This window comes from Vibrio injensis (assembly GCF_001895205.1).
Lineage (GTDB): Bacteria > Pseudomonadota > Gammaproteobacteria > Enterobacterales > Vibrionaceae > Vibrio > Vibrio injensis.
The window spans coordinates 46,453-68,223 of record NZ_BDJF01000006.1; the positions used below are offsets into that span (position 1 = coordinate 46,453).

18 protein-coding genes are annotated in these 21,771 nt (G+C 43.9%); 9 read left to right on the forward strand and 9 right to left on the reverse strand.

The genetic code is table 11. From position 1 onward, the window contains the following. The first annotated feature begins 150 nt into the window (after positions 1 to 150). Positions 151 to 3,282, forward strand: a complete 3,132-nt coding sequence (gene rne / locus BSR11_RS00380; protein WP_208604763.1) for a ribonuclease E — start codon at positions 151 to 153, stop codon at positions 3,280 to 3,282. 88 nt (positions 3,283 to 3,370) lie between these two features. Here rne and BSR11_RS00385 read toward each other — a convergent pair whose 3' ends face one another. The 7 genes from BSR11_RS00385 to hinT all read right to left on the reverse strand — a co-directional run bounded on the left by BSR11_RS00385 (position 3,371) and on the right by hinT (position 8,553). Further along, positions 3,371 to 4,126 (reverse strand): DUF481 domain-containing protein, encoded by a 756-nt coding sequence (locus tag BSR11_RS00385; protein ID WP_139299772.1) that lies wholly within the window; start codon positions 4,124 to 4,126, stop codon positions 3,371 to 3,373. A gap of 132 nt (positions 4,127 to 4,258) precedes the next feature. Further along, complete coding sequence (ycfP, locus tag BSR11_RS00390) at positions 4,259 to 4,798, reverse strand: alpha/beta hydrolase YcfP (RefSeq protein ID WP_072668947.1); 540 nt, start codon at positions 4,796 to 4,798, stop codon at positions 4,259 to 4,261. 86 nt (positions 4,799 to 4,884) lie between these two features. Continuing rightward, positions 4,885 to 5,754: a phosphotransferase gene (locus tag BSR11_RS00395; RefSeq protein WP_072668549.1), complete on the reverse strand. Its 870-nt coding sequence runs from the start codon at positions 5,752 to 5,754 to the stop codon at positions 4,885 to 4,887. Positions 5,755 to 5,775: 21 nt separating this feature from the next. After that, positions 5,776 to 6,366, reverse strand: coding sequence for a penicillin-binding protein activator LpoB (gene lpoB / locus BSR11_RS00400; RefSeq protein WP_072668550.1), 591 nt, complete (start codon positions 6,364 to 6,366; stop codon positions 5,776 to 5,778). Positions 6,367 to 6,392: 26 nt separating this feature from the next. Next, positions 6,393 to 6,782, reverse strand: a complete 390-nt coding sequence (locus BSR11_RS00405) for a YcfL family putative periplasmic lipoprotein (RefSeq protein ID WP_072668551.1) — start codon at positions 6,780 to 6,782, stop codon at positions 6,393 to 6,395. Further along, complete coding sequence (locus tag BSR11_RS00410) at positions 6,782 to 8,203, reverse strand: COG3014 family protein (RefSeq protein WP_240004024.1); 1,422 nt, start codon at positions 8,201 to 8,203, stop codon at positions 6,782 to 6,784. Before BSR11_RS00410 ends, BSR11_RS00405 begins: the two co-directional genes overlap by 1 nt. Next, a complete protein-coding gene (gene hinT / locus BSR11_RS00415) occupies positions 8,203 to 8,553 on the reverse strand; it encodes a purine nucleoside phosphoramidase (protein WP_004395614.1) in 351 nt (116 codons plus the stop codon). Before hinT ends, BSR11_RS00410 begins: the two co-directional genes overlap by 1 nt. A gap of 361 nt (positions 8,554 to 8,914) precedes the next feature. Here hinT and BSR11_RS00420 point away from each other — a divergent pair, with 361 nt between their 5' ends. Together BSR11_RS00420 and BSR11_RS00425 are read left to right on the forward strand one after the other, a co-directional pair. After that, positions 8,915 to 10,906, forward strand: a complete 1,992-nt coding sequence (locus BSR11_RS00420) for a methyl-accepting chemotaxis protein (protein ID WP_072668553.1) — start codon at positions 8,915 to 8,917, stop codon at positions 10,904 to 10,906. A gap of 269 nt (positions 10,907 to 11,175) precedes the next feature. After that, on the forward strand, positions 11,176 to 12,336 hold the full coding sequence (locus tag BSR11_RS00425) for a DUF1887 family protein (RefSeq protein ID WP_072668554.1): 1,161 nt from the start codon (positions 11,176 to 11,178) through the stop codon (positions 12,334 to 12,336). Between the two features lie 146 nt (positions 12,337 to 12,482). Here BSR11_RS00425 and fadR read toward each other — a convergent pair whose 3' ends face one another. Next, positions 12,483 to 13,322, reverse strand: coding sequence for a fatty acid metabolism transcriptional regulator FadR (gene fadR / locus BSR11_RS00430; RefSeq protein WP_072668555.1), 840 nt, complete (start codon positions 13,320 to 13,322; stop codon positions 12,483 to 12,485). Positions 13,323 to 13,661: 339 nt separating this feature from the next. Between fadR and nhaB the strand changes: the two genes are divergently transcribed. After that, on the forward strand, positions 13,662 to 15,248 hold the full coding sequence (nhaB, locus tag BSR11_RS00435) for a Na(+)/H(+) antiporter NhaB (RefSeq protein ID WP_072668556.1): 1,587 nt from the start codon (positions 13,662 to 13,664) through the stop codon (positions 15,246 to 15,248). Positions 15,249 to 15,345: 97 nt separating this feature from the next. After that, positions 15,346 to 15,864: a disulfide bond formation protein DsbB gene (gene dsbB, locus BSR11_RS00440; RefSeq protein ID WP_040904492.1), complete on the forward strand. Its 519-nt coding sequence runs from the start codon at positions 15,346 to 15,348 to the stop codon at positions 15,862 to 15,864. A 49-nt stretch (positions 15,865 to 15,913) separates the two neighbouring features. On the opposite strand, the gene BSR11_RS00445 is transcribed toward dsbB, so the two are convergent. Beyond that, positions 15,914 to 16,900, reverse strand: coding sequence for a carbohydrate porin (locus BSR11_RS00445; protein ID WP_072668557.1), 987 nt, complete (start codon positions 16,898 to 16,900; stop codon positions 15,914 to 15,916). 961 nt (positions 16,901 to 17,861) lie between these two features. On the opposite strand from BSR11_RS00445, the gene cyoA reads away from it, so the two are divergent. From cyoA to cyoD, 4 genes are read left to right on the forward strand one after another with little or no spacing between them, the layout of a single operon-like run. Continuing rightward, entirely contained in the window at positions 17,862 to 18,746 is an 885-nt protein-coding gene (gene cyoA, locus BSR11_RS00455) for a ubiquinol oxidase subunit II (protein ID WP_072668559.1), read from the forward strand. Next, positions 18,736 to 20,796: a cytochrome o ubiquinol oxidase subunit I gene (gene cyoB, locus BSR11_RS00460; RefSeq protein WP_072668560.1), complete on the forward strand. Its 2,061-nt coding sequence runs from the start codon at positions 18,736 to 18,738 to the stop codon at positions 20,794 to 20,796. The genes cyoA and cyoB overlap by 11 nt, the downstream gene beginning before the upstream one ends. A 16-nt stretch (positions 20,797 to 20,812) precedes the next feature. Then, positions 20,813 to 21,421: a cytochrome o ubiquinol oxidase subunit III gene (gene cyoC, locus BSR11_RS00465; protein WP_072668561.1), complete on the forward strand. Its 609-nt coding sequence runs from the start codon at positions 20,813 to 20,815 to the stop codon at positions 21,419 to 21,421. Then, entirely contained in the window at positions 21,421 to 21,759 is a 339-nt protein-coding gene (gene cyoD, locus BSR11_RS00470; RefSeq protein WP_072668562.1) for a cytochrome o ubiquinol oxidase subunit IV, read from the forward strand. Before cyoC ends, cyoD begins: the two co-directional genes overlap by 1 nt. Positions 21,760 to 21,771 lie beyond the last annotated feature (12 nt).

Sequence of the window (21,771 nt, forward strand, 5' to 3'; positions counted from 1 at the left end):
AATCGTATGCTTGTGGTGACTGAAGTGCCCTCAGAGCATCCCCTCCAGCCGGGAGGCTGCAATCAATAAGCCATGGGATCTGGCACCGTGAAAACGAAATACAACAACAAGAATAATAATCAAAACAAAGAAAAGATAACGAGATTTTAAATGAAAAGAATGTTAATTAACGCAACTCAAAAAGAAGAGTTGCGTGTCGCTTTGGTTGATGGCCAGCGACTGTTTGATTTAGATATTGAAAGTCCTGGGCACGAATCCAAAAAAGCCAATATCTACAAAGGCCGTATCACTCGTATTGAACCAAGTCTCGAAGCTGCTTTCGTTGACTACGGTGCAGAAAGACACGGTTTCCTCCCTCTTAAAGAAATTTCCCGCGATTATTTTCCTGAAGGTTATACCTACCAAGGCCGCCCAAGCATTAAAGAAGTGCTTCGTGAAGGCCAAGAAGTAATTGTACAGGTCGAGAAAGAAGAGCGTGGTAGCAAAGGCGCAGCCTTAACCACCTTCATATCATTGGCCGGAAGCTATTTAGTCCTTATGCCAAACAACCCTCGTGCTGGTGGAATTTCTCGCCGAATCGAAGGCGATGAGCGTACGGATCTCAAAACCGCATTAAGTACTTTAGTGTTACCACAAGGCATGGGACTTATCGTCCGTACGGCTGGAGTCGGTAAAAGTGCTGAAGAACTAGAATGGGATTTAAATGTACTTCTTAATCATTGGAGTGCGATTAAACAGGCTTCGGAATCGAACCCTGCTCCATTTTTAATTCACCAAGAAAGTAACGTCATTGTCCGTGCAATTCGTGATTACTTACGTCGTGATATTGGTGAAATTCTCATTGACAGTAATACTATTTATGAACGAGCGCTTGAACATATTCGTCTCATTCGTCCAGATTTTGCCAGCCGCGTAAAGAAATACGATGGCGATGTGCCTCTATTTAGTCACTTCCAAATAGAGAGCCAAATTGAGTCCGCTTTCCAACGCGAAGTCCGTTTGCCTTCTGGTGGTTCTATTGTAATCGACCCAACTGAAGCCTTAACGTCAATCGATATCAACTCTGCTCGTGCAACCAAAGGCAGTGATATTGAAGAGACAGCGTTAAATACCAACTTAGAAGCTGCAGATGAAATTGCCCGTCAATTACGTCTTCGTGACTTAGGTGGTCTGGTGGTGATCGACTTTATCGATATGACCCCAGTTCGCCATCAACGTGAAGTTGAAAACCGTTTACGTGAAGCGGTGCGTTTAGATCGCGCGCGCGTACAAATTGGGCGTATCTCTCGTTTTGGTCTGTTAGAGATGTCTCGCCAACGTTTAAGTCCTTCTCTGGCAGAAGCAAGCCATCATATTTGCCCACGTTGCTCAGGCACAGGCGTGATTCGTGATAACGAATCATTGGCATTATCGGTACTGCGTCTTATCGAAGAAGAAGCGCTAAAAGACAATACCGTGCAAGTTCTTGCCGTGGTACCCGTTTCTATCGCATCTTATTTGCTGAATGAAAAGCGCCGTTCAATTAACCACATTGAGCGTAATCAAGAAGTAAGAATCACCATTGTCCCTAACTCGGATATGGAAACGCCACATTTTGAAGTATTGCGTGTTCGTGAAGGTGAAGAACAAGAAATTCTCTCTTATTTAATCCCGAATAAGCTTGAAGCCATGAGAGAAGCCGAAGGGAAAGAGCTCACTGACGCTGAAATCAAACCTAAACGTATTGAAGAACCAGTTCTGAAAGGCTTTGCTTCCCCAGCTCAAAATGCACCAGCACCTAAAGCTCAAGTAGAAACACCGCCAACGACGCCTGTAGAAAAACAACCGACCCTTGTCGGTCGCTTCTTTAAAGCGTTAGCCGCGCTATTTAGCTCAACACCTGAAGAAGCTAAAGAGCCCGTTACGCCAGCCAAAGTGGAAACAAAACCATCACAGCCCCGTCGCGAGCGTAATGAACGTCGCCGTAACCCACGTGATAAACACAATAAACGTAAAACGGATGAAGTGGTTGAAAAGGTAGAGAAAGAAACAACAACGCCTACCACACGTAAGCAACAGGATCGCAAACCTGTCCAAGAGCGTACTGAACAACCTCGTCGTAATAAACCACAACGTGACAATAGCCAATCGCTCAAACTTCAAGAGCAAGGCCGTCAGTTAGCTGAAGAAGCACAAAAAGAGGTGATTCCATCTCGTGCCGAGAAAGCCGCCTCAGTAGAAGCTCAAGAGGTCAAACCTGCCGTTGTCAAAGAACGTCGTCAGCGCCGTAAATTGGAAAAATCGATCCGAGTTAAAGATCAACAAACGTCAAATACTGTTATTGAGGAAGCGGTATTACCACTAGTGGAAGCTGAGCAAGCGATAACCAAAGTTGACTCAACCCCATTAGCAACGGTCGACAACCTCGTTAATCAAGAGCAAAACAACCCTACCGATGCTCAAGATCAAGACGAACAAAAACAACGACGTAATCGCCGTTCACCTCGCCACTTGCGTGCCAGTGGACAACGTCGTCGCCGTGGTCGCGATCGCCGCCCAAATCCTTTCCGACTACGTAAAGGAGGAGTGGCATCGCCTGAGATGGCAATGGGTAAAGTCATGCCTCGTTATGATCTTGCTAAACCACATGGACAACAGCAGCCAGTGATCGCAACGCCAACTGAGGTCACGACTCATCAACCATCTGTTGAGGCTAATACTGATATTTCGCCAGCGACATCAAATGTCGTACTCGGTGGATTTGCCTTCCCAGAAATGGCCATGGGTAAAGTGATCATTCGTCGCACTGAAACAGAAGTTGCATCACAAGATACGGCAGTCGCAGCCGTTGATAGCCAGCACAATGTTGTTGAGCCTATGGCGAGTGAAGTAACGCCTAATACAGAAGTACAGCCTATCGTCGCTAACGAGTCTATAGAGACTGCGGTAGAAACCATTGAAAATAATGCTCTACAATCGGAGACACAAGATGAAACTGTTGAAGAGCTGCAAGAGCCATTGGTGATCAGCGATACGGATGTTGAACCTGTGATCGTTGAAACCGATGATTTATTACCTGAAGAAGCACCGATTGTCATTAACGCTCCTGCGTTAACCAATCATGCTCGTAAACAAGGTTATGCATTTGCTCCAATGGCTAAAGCTCCGGGTTCAGCGGACTTAAAAGAGATCAATGTTGTAGCAGCTCCAGCCCGTGACCAACGTTATCAGCCTCAAGGTGCTGGCAGTCAAGCAGCACGTACACAAGCGGGCGCAGGCATGACTAAACCTCAGTCCTTCTAGTCAATCATTATGATTAAAAAGGCGTCCTTAATAAGGACGCCTTTTTTATTACTCAACTAACCACTAGTAAATCAATCTCGACAACAAACTAAAAGGCATAGCTTAAACTAAGCGTACTATAAATTTCATCACGGCTCTTTCCTTTAGCAACCGTGCTGTTATTGATGTACTCGGTATCAAAAACCAAGGCTAGGCGTTCAGCCAATTTATTGGATAACGAACCTTTTATACTCGTCGTTGTATTGCTATCACCATAATCAACTCGAGCTGACGCACCAACCGCTAAATTTTGGCTAATCGTACTTTGTGCTTGTACAAATGCATTTGCAACCCATTCATTATCACTACGTGAACCCTGCACTGCCGAAGAAGGCTGGCGGACCGAATGACGAAAACCGGGACCTAAACCTAGGTCCACTTTAGTGGTTTCTGTATCCAGTAATGTCGCCCCAAGTCCTCCAACCGCTAAGGCTTGATGACGATAGGTCGCGTACTGATCATGCTCATACTTGCTATTACCAAACACGAATAGATGCTGGCTGACATCGTGTTTAATATCGTAAATAAGACGATATTTATTTGTACCATCATCGTTGCTATTAGATTTATAGGAATAAAACGTTGCTAATGCTAACTGCTGCCGCCATTGCTCCTGTTGATATTTAACCAGTGCACCTGAATTTACCGAAACTGTTGATGCACTATTTTTAGAATAAATAAACCCAAGCTTAGCATCGCCACTCCAAGGACTTTTTGCCTCGGTAGCATCTGCCATCGCAAAACTAGAAGTCAACAATCCGATCCAAAGTGTACTCAACGAAAATGGGATCGCGTATTTCATCATCTCTATCCATTTATAATCAAAATAACCGTTACTCTAACAAACGCACTTAATATTTAAGTAAGATCTTTGTTAAAATCGAACGCATAAAAAAAGCAGCCCGACTACTGGCTGCTCAATCATGACCGTGAACAATTAAGTGTTTTTGAACATTTTAATAGCTTGCAAATGTTGAGAGATCTTCTTGAATTTGTGTGGTTGCTCTTCATCCCATACAATCGAATAATAGGCTTTTAACTGCTGCTCCGTTTGCTGGTTATCTAAAACTGCATCCTGGCGTGATAAGAAGACTAGACAACGGTCTTTATTTTTCATGCGATATTGCTCAACACATTTCGTGGCTATATCTTCATACTCTTCTGGCCTATCAATTTTACCTTGCATATTGCGTTCTGGGTGCAAGTTGGGGTTAAACATTACTTGCTTAATACCACACAGAAAACCTATTCGCTCAGCCCAGTATCCGCCTAACCCAACACCGCAAATCAGTGGATGAGGATCATCTGAACGTTCAATCGCACGATGCACTTCTTTCAATAAATGCTGCATATCATGCTTAGGATGTTGTGTGCTATAACTGATAAAACGAACATCGTCATCAATAAATTGCAGCTGTAAAATTTTCTCGTGATTGCCCGGACTGGTTGAATCAAATCCATGTAAATAAATAATCATATACATCCCCCACTGCTTTGAATGTTTAATCTACCACGAAAACTAGGGATTAAAACGTTATCTACGACATTATTCATGACTTCGATTCAAGCTTGCTGAGAAAAAACCGCTAACGCTTGTTGTAATTTAACCGCTTGCTGTAAATAAGAGTCATCGCCCCAAAGTTGAAAAGCTAACAAATACCACAGCATCGCCATCAGTTGACAGCGAGGTTGCCACATTTTTACGCCAGCGATCCATTCGTCAACCTGATCGATCTGACGATAGTGGCAATAACGAAATACAGATTCCAATAGTGGCAGCTCACTCGCTTCAATCATCAAAGCAAGATCCAAACGAGGATCAGCAAGAGTTGCATATTCCCAATCGATTACTCGATAGCCTATATGGGTTTGGATAATATTGTAACCAGCAAAATCGAAATGACACAAACTCACAGGTATTGACGGACAGTTTGGTGCCGTTCGCCATTGCTGATAAAGAGTTTCATACTCCGCACTCTTCAATTCATCGGGTAACTGCAACCAATAGTGATCAACACGTGCCGTGTAATTAAAAGGGGCAACAGGGAGACGAGTAACCGAGGTCTGATGGATCTTGGCGAGTAATGGAATTAGTGAGTCTGAGGCCATCCCCTCCATCAATGCCTGGCCGGCTATCCATTCAACCAATAGCCCTTGATCATTAACCGTAATGGCTTTAGGTCCAAGTTGGGTATGTTCGATCGCTTTAAGAATTTGATACTCTTGAAAACGAGAAATAGCAAACGCTTTAGTGATCGCGGTCACCGGACGCCATACATAGTGCTCATCAGCAGAGTGTTCAATCCGCCAACACCGATTGGTTAAACCACCGACCAAGGTTTGTGCGTACTCAGGAGGGGAAGAAAAAAAGTGAGTTAATGACGCTAACGTTGCATCAAGTCGGCATGCTTCACGCCATGACATTTTCGCCATTACTCACCTCGTTTTATGTGCTTACCAACCAAATAAGCTTCTAGACTGCTGCTTACGTATTTCGGTTTCATCAGCCCACTCAATCAAACCCGTTCTTAGGTCCATTAAGCGCATAGTCATTTTGTAATAGACATCTTTGTCATTACCGGCACTCTTCACAATACTGGATAAGTTACCGTACAGCATGTATTGCGCACCGACCATTTGTCCAAATTGAATCGCCGAACGTTGATCGACTAACTCATCAGTATTTTGGAAATTCAGTTGCTTACGCACCGCTTCGACACGATCCATATCGACAAACCGGAATTTACCTGAATTAAGCATTTTTGTACTAATGGTGTCAGTGATCGACTCAGTATCAATATGCTCACTGGTTTTATTCTTAATCCGTTCCACAAAAACGATTGGACGTGCATCACGAGTAATCGCGGCTACCGAACCCGACATCATCATGCTATCAACCATCTCCGCTGCAATTTTTTGTAAATCGGTAGAGCCAAAGTCGACAGTCACGGTTTCTACTGCTTGTGCATCACCGTAACTGACTCGGTTCGAACATCCGCCTAATAAAACCGCGACACCAAGCAGTGCAATTACACTCTTTCTCATGTTGTTTCCTCAATTCATCTGATCAATTAATTATTTAACTCACGGATTTGCAATCGAAACTGCGTTCCTTGCGGATTCACCGACACTTCCGACATGGTGCGTTGTTCACCGCCACGTAGCATCAGTGCTTGCCAAGTCCCTGGCTGTGGGTTCACTTCAAGCCCATTATCGTCATACCAATAAAAACGGTATTGAAGATGTTGATCCCCGCGATAACGGCTCAGTACCTGTACCACGCCTCGAGTATGACCATGAGCTTGAATCGTTTTAATGTCTTCTATTTGTACTCTTCCCGCTAGAACATTATCGGCAAATAATACGCGCTGACTCATACCATCAACTCGCATACCGGCGGTATTACTGGCACAAGCGGTCAAAAAAAAGAGCGCCAATACACTTACTATGATTGTTTTCATCATAACCTTCCTAGTTGTCGGTGCCAGATGGTGGCTTTATTCCCCTGTCGCGAGACCCACACCAGGGTGGTTCCTCCATCTGGTACATTAAAGGTATAGCTTAGACCATCGAAAGTCAGAGTTTGCTCACCTGATTGTACTTTATGATGCGTTGCATAAACTCGCCCCGGCAAAGTTATCCAACTTCGCGTATCCGGTTGCTCTGTTAAGGTATTAAACACATTCAACAAAAGGCTACTCACGCCATCACCTTGTGTACTCTCTTTACGAATTTGATCTTTGGCGACCACTCGCAATGCTTGACGAATCACCATACTCGGCATGCGTTCAGAGAGATCATGCCGCGCCATCAAATTAACATCGGTCAGTAAATCACTTGATAACACTTGTTGATTTAATAGTAGTGGAGAAAAACGCGTCGGCGCGACTGTTGGATAATAAGGCAATGCCAAAGAGTATAATACCGTATTACCCCGTCGATCCGAGAGAGGAAGAGTGAGTCGCCAACTCTGTCGCACATCGACAACATCCTGCTCTTCAATAATGATCACTTGACCTTGTTGAGCATGAAGTGCGGTTCTTTCACCATAACGTTGCGTCAGTTGAGATAGATGTTCACTCATCCCTAAGCGCTTCGCGACCCGCATCGTACCATCAATAACGGCCCGATTAGATGGCACTACGGCTAAGGCTCGTCGGTAATCAACATAAGCGCTGTTTAGGTCATCCGCAGCTTCGTACAACAAGGCTGACACGTACAACAGATAACCACTCTGCACCGCTTGTAAGGTCTCTCCTGCATCAGGGTATTGCGCTAAAATACTGCCTATATTCGGTGTAACACCGCTCGAACGTAATTGTTTTTGCGCTTTTTCTAATTGCGCTTGGCGGTTTTTACGAGCTTGCTCTTGCACCTGATTCGCACGACGCATCTCAACCAATGCACTTTCTAGTTGATTAGCATGCAGATAGTTCAGCCCTAGATAAAGGTGTAGAAAACCAAGTTCATAATCCGCAGGCGTATATTCTTGCAAATTATCATTAATCGCCAATGCACCAGCACTGGTTGCTGTCGCGCTCAATGAAACCACGGCCTGATCTTGCTGACGTTGAATAGCAGCATCAGATAACGCAAACGCCGAACGACTCTGTTCAAACTGCTCGGCAAGTAAATAGACTCTCCCTCTCTCAAGATTATCTAAAATATCACCAGCCACATAATCCGATAATGTGGTGCGAGCTTGAGCATAATCGCCCTCTTTTACGGTCTGGTATAACCGAGCGTTTTGCGCACTGTAATGACTAAATAAGTTACCAGCCGTAAAACTGGCACAAGCACTCAATAATAGACAAACCGAGAGTAGGCCGCTGCGCAGCAGATAAACGTTCACTCGGTGCTTTCTCCCCCGCAAAGTCAGCATCAACTCATCAACAACGGGCCTAAAGGTCGACCACCAACCAAATGCATGTGGATATGGTAAACCTCTTGGCCTCCGTGGGCATTACAGTTGACAATAAGACGATAGCCGTCGGCTGCGATACCTTCTTGCTTGGCTATTTTTTTCGCCACGGTAAAAAGGCGTCCCAAAGCGAGTTCATCCTCATCGGTCACATCATTCACAGTCGCAATCAAACGGTTAGGGATAATTAAAATATGGCTTGGTGCACGTGGGTTAATATCGCGAAATGCGGTAACCAGTTCGTCTTGATAAAGAATATCAGCAGGGATTTCTTTACGGATGATTTTGCTAAATAGGGTTTCTTCAGCCATGACATACTCCATTAATCGAGATGAATAAAATCGTTTCCGTTGAGTATGCGACAAGGGACAATAAAGCTCAATACAAAACACGGTCCACTTAACAGAATAGCTTTCAACTACTTACGCAACCGACGTTTTGTTGTGCGGATCATGAAATGCGTTTGTCATTATCAATACAATACTGACTAATTTGTTAATTTTTTATGACTGCCATTCAAACCATTTATTCTCGCTAGTCAACCTCCAGAAACATCGCCCAATTGACCATGTTCAATGGTGCCAAGGAGCAACGAATTTCGCGAGTGGCGCAACCTCAAATGGAATGAATTTTGTTGAGTCATTTTGCTAAAAGTACTTCATGGAGAGAAATATGCAAGGTTCTGTTATTCGGCGAATGTACGCTGGGTTTACGCTGATCATCATTATGTTTGCCATTACCGTTACCATCATGATGGACAGTATGCGTCAAATCCATCACAACTTTGAAACGGTGACAAGTTCGGTTTTACCACTGGTTTCCTTATCTAATCAAACCAGTGTCCAACTCCTTTCTGCAGACAAATCGTTTAAAGATTTTTTGACCACTCAGAATGTTGAACTGATGAATGAACGACGTCAGGAATTTACCCAAGCACAAAGTGAATTTCAGCTTTTGATTGATAAGCTGGCCGCAGCGAGTACTCAACATTCGGCACTCGAAGAGCGAATCAACGAATTAAGAACACTTGAACAACGCTACTTTAACGAAGCGTACTTAGCGATGACTAATTATCAAGCGATGTTTGATGCACAAGCCAAAGTGCAGCAATCAACTCGTGAGTTTCAACGTCTGCATTCATCGCTCAGTGTTGGCATGAGAGAATTGGTTGACCAACAAACCAGCGTATCAATAAAGATGATGGCGAATGGCTATTTTATGCGCTTAAGGGATGCAGAGTTAATCACCTCTGACGCACTGGCAAGTTCAGATCGAGAGTTTGTCGATAAATCTCTCGCCAGAAACCGACGCGCAGTCTCTCAATTAAATGATGCATTTAGAGGCTTAGCGGCTCAATTACCAGAGCTTAACCGAAATTTTAGCGAGTCGATTCAGCAATTTACCCTAGACGTGGGCCATAAAGGAGGCGTGCTTGACCAGCATAATGAATATCTACAAGCCCGCTATGCTCTGTATGACAATATTGCCAACCTAGCGAAGGATGTCGATAACGCAATGGTCATTTTAGACACCTTTAACCAAGCAGCAACGCAAGATTTAAATTACGCCTTGTATGACGCTGGAGAAGTGTATGACTCTGGCGTCTATCGAGCGATTGCGATCGGTTTATTGGTCACGCTACTGGCAGCAGGAATTGGTTATCATATTGCTCACAGTGTAAGAAGCCCACTTAAATATATCCTCACAACCTTAGAAAGCTTAACTCAAGGGGACATGACCAAACGCATTAAAGTTCGCCATAATAATGAATTTGCTCGAGTTAGCTCGCACATTAACTCTTTAGCCGATAATCTGCATGATATTCTAATGAAACTCAACACCGCGTCTGACGAGCTCACTCTGACTGCGAATACTAACCAATCCACATCACAACGAGCACAAAGTCAGCTGAATAGTCAACGTGAGCAAACCGCGAATGTTGCAACAGCGATGACCGAAATGGCGCATTCCGTGCAAGAAGTCGCGAATAATGCCCAAAACTCTTTGCACATGGTCCAGCAAGTAGAAAGTGCCTCCGAGTCTGGCCGACAGATCATGAATGACAATATCACCACCATCAACCAACTTGAATCTCGCTTGACCGATTCAGTCAGTGCGGTTAGTGAACTGCATAAAATGAGCAGTAAAATCGGTTCGATTTTAGATGTGATTCGCAATATCGCCGAGCAAACGAATCTGCTCGCATTAAATGCCGCTATCGAAGCGGCACGTGCAGGAGAACAAGGACGAGGCTTTGCGGTGGTTGCAGATGAAGTACGAGTACTGGCGCAGCGTACTACACAATCGACATCTGAAATCGAAACCATGATCAGCAACTTACAATCCAGTTCAAATACGGCCAGTAAGGTGATCGAGAGTTGCATGCAAGAGATGGATCAATCGGTCGAAAAAGCCTCAACAGCTAATAGTGCTATGGAAGAAATCCAAGCTCTGATCATCGAGATTAGTCAAATGAGCACCCACATTTCTCAAGCAGCGCTTGAACAAAGTGAAACCACGAACTCAATGGCACGTAGTATCGAAGATATTAATCATATTGCCGATGCAAGCTATCAAGCGATGAACGAAATCGCCCAAACCAGTGCAAATTTAACTCGTCTCGCCGAGCAACAAGGGCAATTAGTACACCGTTTTACCTTATAATTTATCCAACCATTATGCCCTGAGTAATCAGGAGCAATACCAAGCCCCATGACCATAGATACAGCTTGTGAATGGGGCGCTCACTCCTCCCTCAGCCACATCTATTGTTCTCCAGCTTTGGGTTAGCTCTGTGTCAAAACTGCACATCTCAGGTACTTTTATTCACTCTTCTGGTTGTTTTTTCACTGCCTCACCGTTATATCAACACAAAGGCTTGCACACTTCCTATTTCCCTTCTCCACTTTGCAAGCCAAACATGAGGATTATCTATGGCCGTTCATGTTGGCATTATTGACCAAGACCCAGTGCGTTTAGTCACTCCCCTACTCGACAATCGCACTATCAGTCGTCACATTGTATTTATTGGTGATGACTCTCAGCGCAGCCTATTTTCTCGCTTAAGTTCTGTGCTAGATCGGCGTAAGATCACGTCAGAATTTTTTGAAATCCCTGCTGGCGCTGAAATTGCCAAAATAAAAGCCGCGATTCGACAACTGGCTGAAAAGCTCAAAAGCCGCAAAGAGGAAGTTAAACTGAATGCCAGTTGCGGACTTCGTCATCGCTTATTAGCGGTATACGAGGTATTTCGCACTCATCACTGGCCTATTTTTGTCGTTGAACCAAGTAGCGATCGACTTTGCTGGCTTTATCCAGATGACGCTGGCGATACGCAACTGCAAGACAATATTACCATTGCTGATTATCTGACTATTTTCGGTGCCCGAGGTGAGTTTAGTGAGTATCACTTGTCCCCTCAGCTTGATCAAAAACTCCATGCACTAGGACAGCGCTGGGCAAGTCATGCACTGGAACTCGGTCCTGGATTAGCTACGCTCAATTATCTGGCAACCACTTGCCGAAAAGAGCAACGCTTAGAGGTTGAATTATCCGAAAAACAACAAGGTTATCGAGAGTTGAACTTATTGATCGATGATTTGGTTGACAGCGGGATTGCCACTTATCAACAAGGAGTATTGACCTTTGCGAACGAAGATGCGCGCCGCTTTGCCAATGGCGAGTGGTTAGAAACCTTAGTCCACAGTACAGTAAAACAGATCCAAAACGACCTACCGACCATTCAAGACTGCTCTCTTAATGTACAAGTCTATCGTCAGCTTGGTGAGCGAGAGGTTCGTAATGAGCTGGACGTCGCCACCGTAGTCAACAACAAACTGCACATCATTGAATGCAAAACGAAAGGCATGCGCGATGATGGTGATGACACCCTTTATAAACTGGAATCTTTGCGTGATTTACTTGGCGGCTTACAAGCGAGAGCAATGTTGGTGAGTTTTCGTCCGTTACGCCATAATGATATTACTCGAGCAGAGGATTTAGGCTTGGCTCTTATCGGCCCAGATGAATTAAAAGACCTGAAAACTCATCTTACTCGCTGGTTTAAAGCCGCAGGTGGTGGAGAAGCGGTGTAACCATATTATCGATGATGATCAGCAAGCGTGAGATAATGAACCGTCAGGTACATCAACGCTCAGAAAGATGAGTACTCCTCGTTCAATAGCACATCATGAACGATTGAACGATTGAACGATTGAACGAGGAAAAGGATAGCTAATAGCTAGTGATCATCTTCGGTAAAGTTCGATGGCAACGTCATCTTCATTTGATTCCAAATCTGCGCACTCGCAATACCATAGTGGCGGATCACATGAGGTAATTGCTCAAAGTTTTCAGTCTGACACACATCCAGCAACTCACGATAAAACGCAAGGGCCAGTTGACGAGCCTCAGGATTAGAGAAATAGTAGCTACCAACACGGTCATACAGCTTCTTAACCCCATTAAAGATCAAGCCATAAATTTGATTACCCGAATGGAAGGCTAAACGTTGAAAAAGCATGTAATCATAGAAGTTGAACGTTTTAGCGATCAAGGCATCTTGGCGTTTTTCTTCATCTTTCTCACTATCTTCTTTGACGTGCTGTTTTATTTTTTCAGCATAAGGCGAAGAAGCAATAAACGCATCCCAACTCTCAGCATTCAGCAGTGCTTCAGTGCACTCAATCACATTACTGATGGTTCTTGCCGAGCTCTCTTGATTGTTTTTAAATGCGTAACGCATAAAAATTGGACTAATATTCGTCCGAGCGGCTAACAGATCCTCAACGATACTGGTGGCATTTTCCGCATCCAATGTCATCAAGGTATCTAATATATGCAAACCTGAGGTTTCCATAAATTGATTCACTTTGGTCGGCTTGCCATGTTGAATGGTTAACCATCCATCACGAGCCAAACGCTGTAATACTTCACGTAAAGTGGTTCGAGTAACGCCGATAAGTTCTGATAATTCACGTTCTGCGGGTAAAATTGACCCAGGAGCAAAGCGGCCATTCCAAATGCTTTCGATGATGTATTTTTCTGCAAAACCCGCTGGGCTTTTTGCCTTGATAACCATTAACTACTTATCCAGTGTCTGTTGATTTACGTCGAATAGCACTCATCATACCACCAGTTGTCATTCAGCGGAAACAAACCCTCAGTAAAGTTATGTGAGCTTTTTGTTGGAGTGATTACTCTATTTTTGGCGAGATTTTACTCGTCTCATCATATAACTACGATTTTTTCAATGTAACTTACCAAAAACAAAGCGTTAAAAGCCGTGCTACTATATTTACTCTCCCATCCCCATCCTCTACTCTTATCCGTCTCTATCCTCAACGACTGAGGAAGCCAGTAGCAGAGCTGCGGCTCATCTCATGTCATCAAGGTCGCTAACTAACTGAGAGAAATAACCATGCCGATGTCACTCGGAAGTGCCTTTATCAAAAACTTCTTAGGCAAAGCGCCTGATTGGTACAAAGTTGCCATTATTACCTTCCTTATTATCAATCCTATCGTTTTCTTTTTCATCGATCCTTTTGTTGCCGGATGGTTGTTAGTCGCGGAATTCATTTTCACTTTAGCTATGGCGCTGAAGTGTTATCCTCTCCAGCCCGGTGGATTACTAGCGATTGAAGCGATTGCGATAGGCATGACCAGCCCAGAACAGGTCAAACACGAGTTGGTCGCTAATATTGAGGTGCTACTTTTATTAATGTTTATGGTCGCAGGGATCTATTTTATGAAGAACTTGCTCCTATTCATTTTTACCAAAATCTTACTCGGCATCCGCTCCAAAATACTATTATCTGTCGCCTTTTGCCTGACTGCCGCCTTTCTTTCCGCTTTCCTTGATGCGTTAACCGTCATTGCCGTGATCATCAGTGTCGCGGTCGGGTTCTATGCCATTTATCATAAAGTGGCTTCTGGGCAGCCCATTCTCGCTACACACGATCATACTCACGATGGACAAATCTCAGAATTGACTCGCGATGACTTAGAAGATTATCGCGCCTTTCTCCGTTCATTATTAATGCACGCCGGTGTTGGTACTGCCTTAGGGGGCGTGATGACCATGGTTGGTGAGCCGCAAAATCTTATTATTGCTGATCACGCGGGTTGGCTATTTGGTGAGTTTTTCATCCGTATGGCGCCTATCACCGTTCCTGTCTTGCTTTGCGGTATTTTAACCTGCGTGATAATAGAAAAATTTCAGGTATTCGGCTACGGCGCTCCTCTGCCCGTCAATGTGCGACAAATACTCATGGATTTTGATAGTCAAGCTCGTCAAAACAGAACTAAGCAAGATATCGCTAAACTTTGGGTGCAAGCCTTGATCGCCGTTTGGCTGATTATAGGTTTAGCTTTACACCTTGCTGCGGTTGGTTTGATCGGTTTATCGGTGATCATTCTCGCCACCAGCTTTTCAGGTATCGTTGAAGAGCATGCAATGGGTAAAGCCTTTGAAGAAGCGCTACCCTTTACCGCGTTATTGGCGGTTTTTTTCTCGATTGTCGCCGTGATCATTGATCAGCAATTGTTTACACCTATTATCGATGCGGTGCTGCATATTGATGACAAAGGAAGTCAACTGGCTCTGTTTTATGTTGCCAATGGCTTGCTATCAATGGTTTCTGATAACGTATTTGTCGGTACGGTTTACATTAGCGAGGTTCAAGCAGCGTTGACTCACGGTATTATCTCAAGAGATCAATTCGATCTACTGGCCGTCGCTATTAATACTGGGACTAACCTACCTTCCGTAGCGACACCCAATGGCCAAGCCGCTTTCTTATTTTTACTCACTTCAGCGCTAGCACCATTAATTCGTTTATCGTATGGGCGCATGGTGTTGATGGCGCTACCCTATACTATTGTCATGACCTTAGTCGGGTTAGTCGGTGTGATTGTCTTCCTAGAACCAATGACTGGCTACTTTTATGATATTGGTTGGATCACTCACCATAGTCTCAAAGCCGGAGCCATACTCAGCGGCCATTAAAAATTGTATTGAATAAGAAACCAATCCAAGCTAAAAAGCTCTAATCGACGACGAAATGACTATTTCGTCGTCATGTTAATTTAGCAAGGACAGTCATGTGAACTTTATCTTTCAACTTCAACGCTTTTCCCGCTCTCGTCTATCATGGGCTTTACTGCTTGGCTTAGTGATTTTTTTTGAACTTTGCGCACTTTACTTCCAGCATGTTATGCTGCTTGCTCCCTGCGTAATGTGTATCTATGAACGTATCGCTATGCTCGGCATTGTCGGTGCCGCAGGTATCGGCTTAATTAACCCACAACGCGCTCTGTTAAGATGGCTTGGTTTTGCCGGTTGGGGTTACAGCGCTTATCAAGGCTTAAGACTGTCGATCCAACATGTGGATTATCAGTTGAATCCTTCCCCGTTCAACACCTGCGATCTGTTTGTTACTTTTCCAAGCTGGGCACCACTCAATCAATGGATGCCATGGATGTTTGAAGCCTATGGTGATTGTAGCCAAATCTCTTGGCAATTATTCAGCCTATCGATGCCGCAATGGTTAATAGTGATTTTTGCTGGTAATTTACTCGCGTTAAGCCTGATGGTGGCTGTGCAGTTTGTAAAACAGAAATAATAAAAATGCCCACCATCAGGTGGGCAAAATCAGCAGTGCGATTAATTACTTAGAAGAAATATTTGAAACGAACGCGAACACCTACATCTTGATCATCGGCAGCATTGTCAACTTTCGAGAAGTAAGAGCCCAAATAGATAGAGAAATCTTGTACATCCATTACGTTAGCAATTTCATAAGATGCCCAAGTTGTATTCATTTTCTCTTTGCTGCCAGTGTCTGCTTGTGAATAGATATGACCTAAACCAAAGCGCTTATACTGAATCACTGCACCAATGGAAGTATCTTCTTTGGTACCAGTGACATCAAAATCACGGTAGGCGTAACTCAAATCAAGGCTAAAGTCTTGTACTGAGTAGTTAACCGTTGCGCCGTAACCAAGATAATCATTAGCTGCATCGGCTTTATCTGCCGTTAAGTTTGCTTCCAATGCTGCAGCAAAACGTAAGTTATCTGTAGCTTGGAAAGCGACCACTGGGCGAACAAAGACTGCGTTTTTGTCAGCGCCATCATTTTGTTTAAACAGCGAGCCTAATTCAAAATAAAGACTATCGATCGATTTTGCATAGCTCACTTGACCATAGTCACCACGGCCACGAGCGTCTTTCATACGGTAGGGTTCAGCATCCGCAGCAAAATCCAGCATGGTATCTTGACCAACAGGGAACATATCAAAGCCTTCAAAGCGACCAATTTTTAATTCCCAGTCGGCTTGGCGACCAATAGCGAAGAAAGCATCATCCAGATCCACATCACCACTGGATTTTAGTAGCGGCTGAACTTGCACTCTTAGATAGTGATCATTGGCGACTTCACGTTCTGCAGCAATCTGCACCAAAATACGGCCACTTTGACTAAAGTCTTGAGTGCCTTGATTGTTTCTATCTTTATCGACGAAGTTAAGATCATACTCAACATCACCGCCAATCGTAAATAAACCCTGTTCATTTTCAACGCTGATCCCTGCATTCGCAGCCAGTGCAGCAGAGACCAAAACAGAAGCAAGCGAAAGTTTACCAAAGGTATTAAATTTCATTATTATCTCCATTGGCCTTAAGGCCATTGTGTTGATTTTATTAGTTTAGTGCTGTCCTTTGCTTTACCCAGACCCCAAGTGTGCGATTAGGGGGTACATCGTTTTCATGTGGTTATCGTTTTGAAGTCCGAGGTCAGTGACCACTGTGCATAAGAATCCCTTCGTGCCGCTGACGAGCTGAGTGTACATTTACCAAATACATAGAAACCATGAATCTGATCACAATGAAAACCGTTCCCAATTAATAAATTATGAATAATTTCCGTTTCGTCACGCTTATCAAATTAATTTGGATACGAAATTAATTACTGGCATGATTTTTAATGTTAATTTTTTTACTGAAAAAATCAATTAAGCTTAAGAATGTTATTGATTTGATAAGATAGGCAGAAATAGGCGAAGAGAAAATAATGAATGATGTAGACGAGAATGATATCGCTTATGTGTGCATGATAGTGTTGGATGCTAAATAATAGTCCCCTTCTCTCTGTCTGAAAATAATCTTACTTCTACCTCGAAATGATTAAGCTTGTCGTCAATTAAACCACACCATTATTGGGCCGGTTACCGCTAACTGACCAAAGTGACCATGGTAAACCGCCCTCAGCCAGCAATAAAAATTGCGCGCCATAGTAATGTGAAAAATAAATATAAAAATCCCCATGATCGAACCACACCCAGTATTCGTAAACCAGCTTAACTGACAACGAATTAATCGTTTTGGCACTTTTATTTGTTGACAAAATGAAAAACCGCAGTGAATCCGGTAGCTTTGTTGTGACGTAGAATGCCAAATGGCTACTTAGTTGTAACATAAGTGTATAATGTGTTGCAGACTGCTTTGTTTTCTTTAGAATAATGTGCCGAAGCAAACTAGTTGATAAATAATCCCTCATCACTGACTTAGTTTTGAAGTTTATTTATCCATTACATAAGACTCTATGGTTTCCTGGGAGGAAAAATGAAAACCAAAAGTAACATTAAAGTTACTTTGATATTGTTAGGGGTTGCGGTTTTAGGTCTTATTGGCGCCATCTTCAGCACTAATATGGTGTTGTTTGATCCTAAAGGCCCGATTGGTGAAGCACAAAAATCACTGATCATTACCGCCGTATTACTCATGGCAATTATCATTATCCCGGTCTTGTTTATGGCAATTTACTTTCCTTATAAGTATCGTCATAACAACACCAAGGCTGAGTACAAACCCAAGTGGGAACATTCAACGAAGATTGAAATCATCGTTTGGACGATTCCATGCTTGATCATTCTCGCGTTGGGCCGCATCACTTATCTTACTGCTTTTTCACTCGATCCGAGGCAAGCAATAGAGTCAGATAAGCCGCCATTGACCATTCAGGTCGTCGCGATGAACTGGAAATGGCTATTCATCTACCCAGAGAAAGGAATCGCCACCATCAACGAAATTTCATTTCCCGTTGATCGCCCAGTGCAGTTTCTCGTGACTTCAGATACGACGATGAACTCTTTCTTTATCCCGCAATTAGGTAGTCAAATCTATGCGATGGCAGGGATGGAAAACCGTTTGAGTTTAATGGCCTCTGAAGAGGGCGTTTATCGTGGTGTGTCAGCAAACTACAGTGGCTTAGGTTTTTCCAATATGCATTTTAAAGCTCATGCCGTCACTGATGAGCAGTTTGAGCAATGGGTTAACCAAGTGAAAAGCTCAGGCAACGTGCTTGATGATGCTAGCTACCAAGCGCTAGTGGATAATTCCCACGAGCAGATTCGAACTCAGCACCCGATTACCTACTTCTCTACGGTTAATCCTCTGCAATTTAAAGACATCATTGAGAAATATTCAGGAGTCCAAAATGGCTTATAAAGGCGATGTTTATGCCGAGCCGAATGCAGTCTTCGGTAAACTGAACTGGGATGTAATCCCGTATCATGATCCGGTTATTCTACCCGTCATGCTTGCGGTTGTTCTCGGCGGTTTAGCACTGCTCGGTTATATTACTTACGCAAAAAAATGGGCTTACTTATGGCACGAATGGTTTACTTCTGTCGACCATAAGAAGATTGGTCTGATGTACATCATCGTTGCTGGTGTGATGATGTTTCGTGGATTTGCGGATGCCGTCATGATGCGTTCGCATCAAGCAGCAGAAAGCGTCGGTCTTGGATACCTTCCACCAGAACATTATGACCAAGTCTTTACCGCTCACGGCGTGATCATGATTTTCTTTGTTGCGATGCCCTTTATCGTCGGCTTAATGAATATCATTGTTCCACTGCAGATCGGTGCTCGAGATGTTGCCTTTCCTTTCCTTAACTCCTTGAGTTTTTGGTTGTTTGTCTCTGGGGCAATTCTTGTCAATATCTCATTGTTTGTCGGTGAATTTGCGGCAACAGGTTGGTTGGCTTATCCCCCCCTTTCTGGCAGTGAATATAACCCTTGGGTCGGGGTCGACTACTGGCTATGGGCTCTGCAGATCTCCGGGATAGGTACCTTGTTAACTGGGGTAAACTTCATCGCGACGATATTACGTATGCGAGCGCCTGGAATGAAGCTGATGCAGATGCCGGTATTTACTTGGACATCGCTGTGTGCGAACGCTTTGATTGTCGTGGCATTCCCGATTCTAACCGTCACCATTACCCTACTTACCCTTGACCGTTATATCGGTACTCACTTCTTTACGAGTGATATGGGTGGTAACCCAATGATGTACGTAAACTTGATTTGGGCCTGGGGTCACCCTGAAGTTTATATCTTGATCTTACCTGCATTTGGTATTTTCTCAGAAGTAGTAGCGACGTTTTCACGCAAACGTCTTTTCGGTTACACCTCGTTAGTCCTTGCTACCGCCGTAATCATGCTGCTCTCTTTTGTCGTTTGGTTACACCATTTCTTCACTATGGGTGCTGGTGCGAGCGTCAATGCCTTCTTTGGTATAGCGACCATGATTATTTCCATTCCAACCGGGGTGAAAATATTCAACTGGCTATTTACCATGTACAAAGGGCGGGTCGAGTTTTCAGCCAGTATGTGGTGGACTTTCTCATTCCTTATCACCTTCACTATCGGTGGTATGACGGGAGTTATGCTGGCCGTTCCTGCGGCTAACTTTGTCCTACACAATAGCTTATTTGTTATCGCTCACTTCCATAACGTGATTATTGGTGGTGCGCTGTTCGGCTACTTTGCAGGTTTAACCTACTGGTTCCCGAAAGCAACCGGCTTTAAGCTCAACGAAAAATGGGGCAAAATCTCTTGTGTCCTATGGAGTGTCGGCTTCTTCGTTGCCTTTATGCCTGTCTATGTATTGGGCTTTAACGGCATGACTCGTCGTTTATCGAGCATAGAAAACCCAGAATGGGCACCACTGTTGTGGATTGCTGCTGCGGGTGTTGGTCTCGTCGCTCTTGGTGTGGCTGCGCAAGTATGGCAAATTTTCATCAGTATCCGTGATCGCAAAGATAATTTAGACACCACAGGTGATCCTTGGAATGGCCGTACTCTTGAGTGGGCAACCTCGTCACCACCGCCGTTCTATAACTTTGCAACATTACCAAAAATTCACGATCGTGATGAGCATCACTACCGTAAAGAACATGGTATGGCATACGTGAAACCTGAGCGTTACAAACAGATCCACATGCCAAAAAATACTTGGGCTGGCGTTGTTATCAGTGCCTTCTCATTGGTGTTCGGATTCGCTTTTGTTTGGCATATCTGGTGGATGGTGATTGTTGGCTTCGTGGGTATGATTGGTGCGTGGATTGCTTACAGCTTCGACCGCAACAAAGATTACTATGTGCCAGTATCGGAAGTTGAAGCGATTGAAACTCCGCATCTAGAACGCGTTTATCAAGACCATCCGCATTTCAACTCTCAACCAGAGCTTTCTGGCTCTAAACAAATGGTATGAGGATTGAGGAGTAATAATGAGCACAAATACTCAAATTAATGACTTGCATGATGATCATGATCATCATGATACCGCCGGTGACGATCTCTTTGGTTTTTGGGTTTACATCCTAAGTGACTGTTTGTTATTCGGTACTCTATTCGCTGTTTTTGCTGTTTTTTCGAACAGCTTTGCTGGAATGGTTGAACCGAGCGCTCTGTTTGACCTTTGGTTTGTTGCTGGTACAACAGCTTTACTATTGCTAAGTAGCTTGACCTTCGGGATGGCAATGCTGAAACAAAATGCCCATGATATGAAAGGCATGGCGACTTGGTTAGGCATTACTTTCGCGCTAGGCTTTGGCTTCTTGATCATGGAGCTCTATGAGTTCCATCATCTTAGCCTTGCTGGAGCGACCTTTAGCACGAGTGCGTATTGGTCATCCTTCTACGCACTCGTAGCCACTCACGGTCTACACGTGTTTGCCGGTTTAATTTGGATGATCGTGTTATTTTTCCATTTTAAACGTGATGGTTTTACCACGGCGAACAAGACTCGCTTAGCACTACTCAGCTTGTTCTGGCACTTCTTAGATATTATCTGGATCTGCGTATTCAGCGTGGTGTACTTAATGGGGGTAATGTAATGGAACACTCTTACGAACAGAACCATGGTGGTCAAGCGCACGGTAGCGTGAAAGAGTACTTACTGGGTTTCTTGTATTCGGTACTCCTGACCTTAATCCCATTTGCGATGGTGATGGCAGATATTGGATCGCCAACCACCAAAGTTGTGGTCATTATGATCTGTGCTGTGGCACAGATCCTAGTACAACTTGTGTTCTTTCTACATATGAACACCTCATCAGAGCAAGCTTGGAATGTGATTACCGCCGTCTTTTCTGTGGTAATTGTCGCTATCGTCTTAGTTGGCTCGATGTGGATCATGCAGCATCTTAACCACAATATGCTGATGGGACACTAACTGGAAGTAATG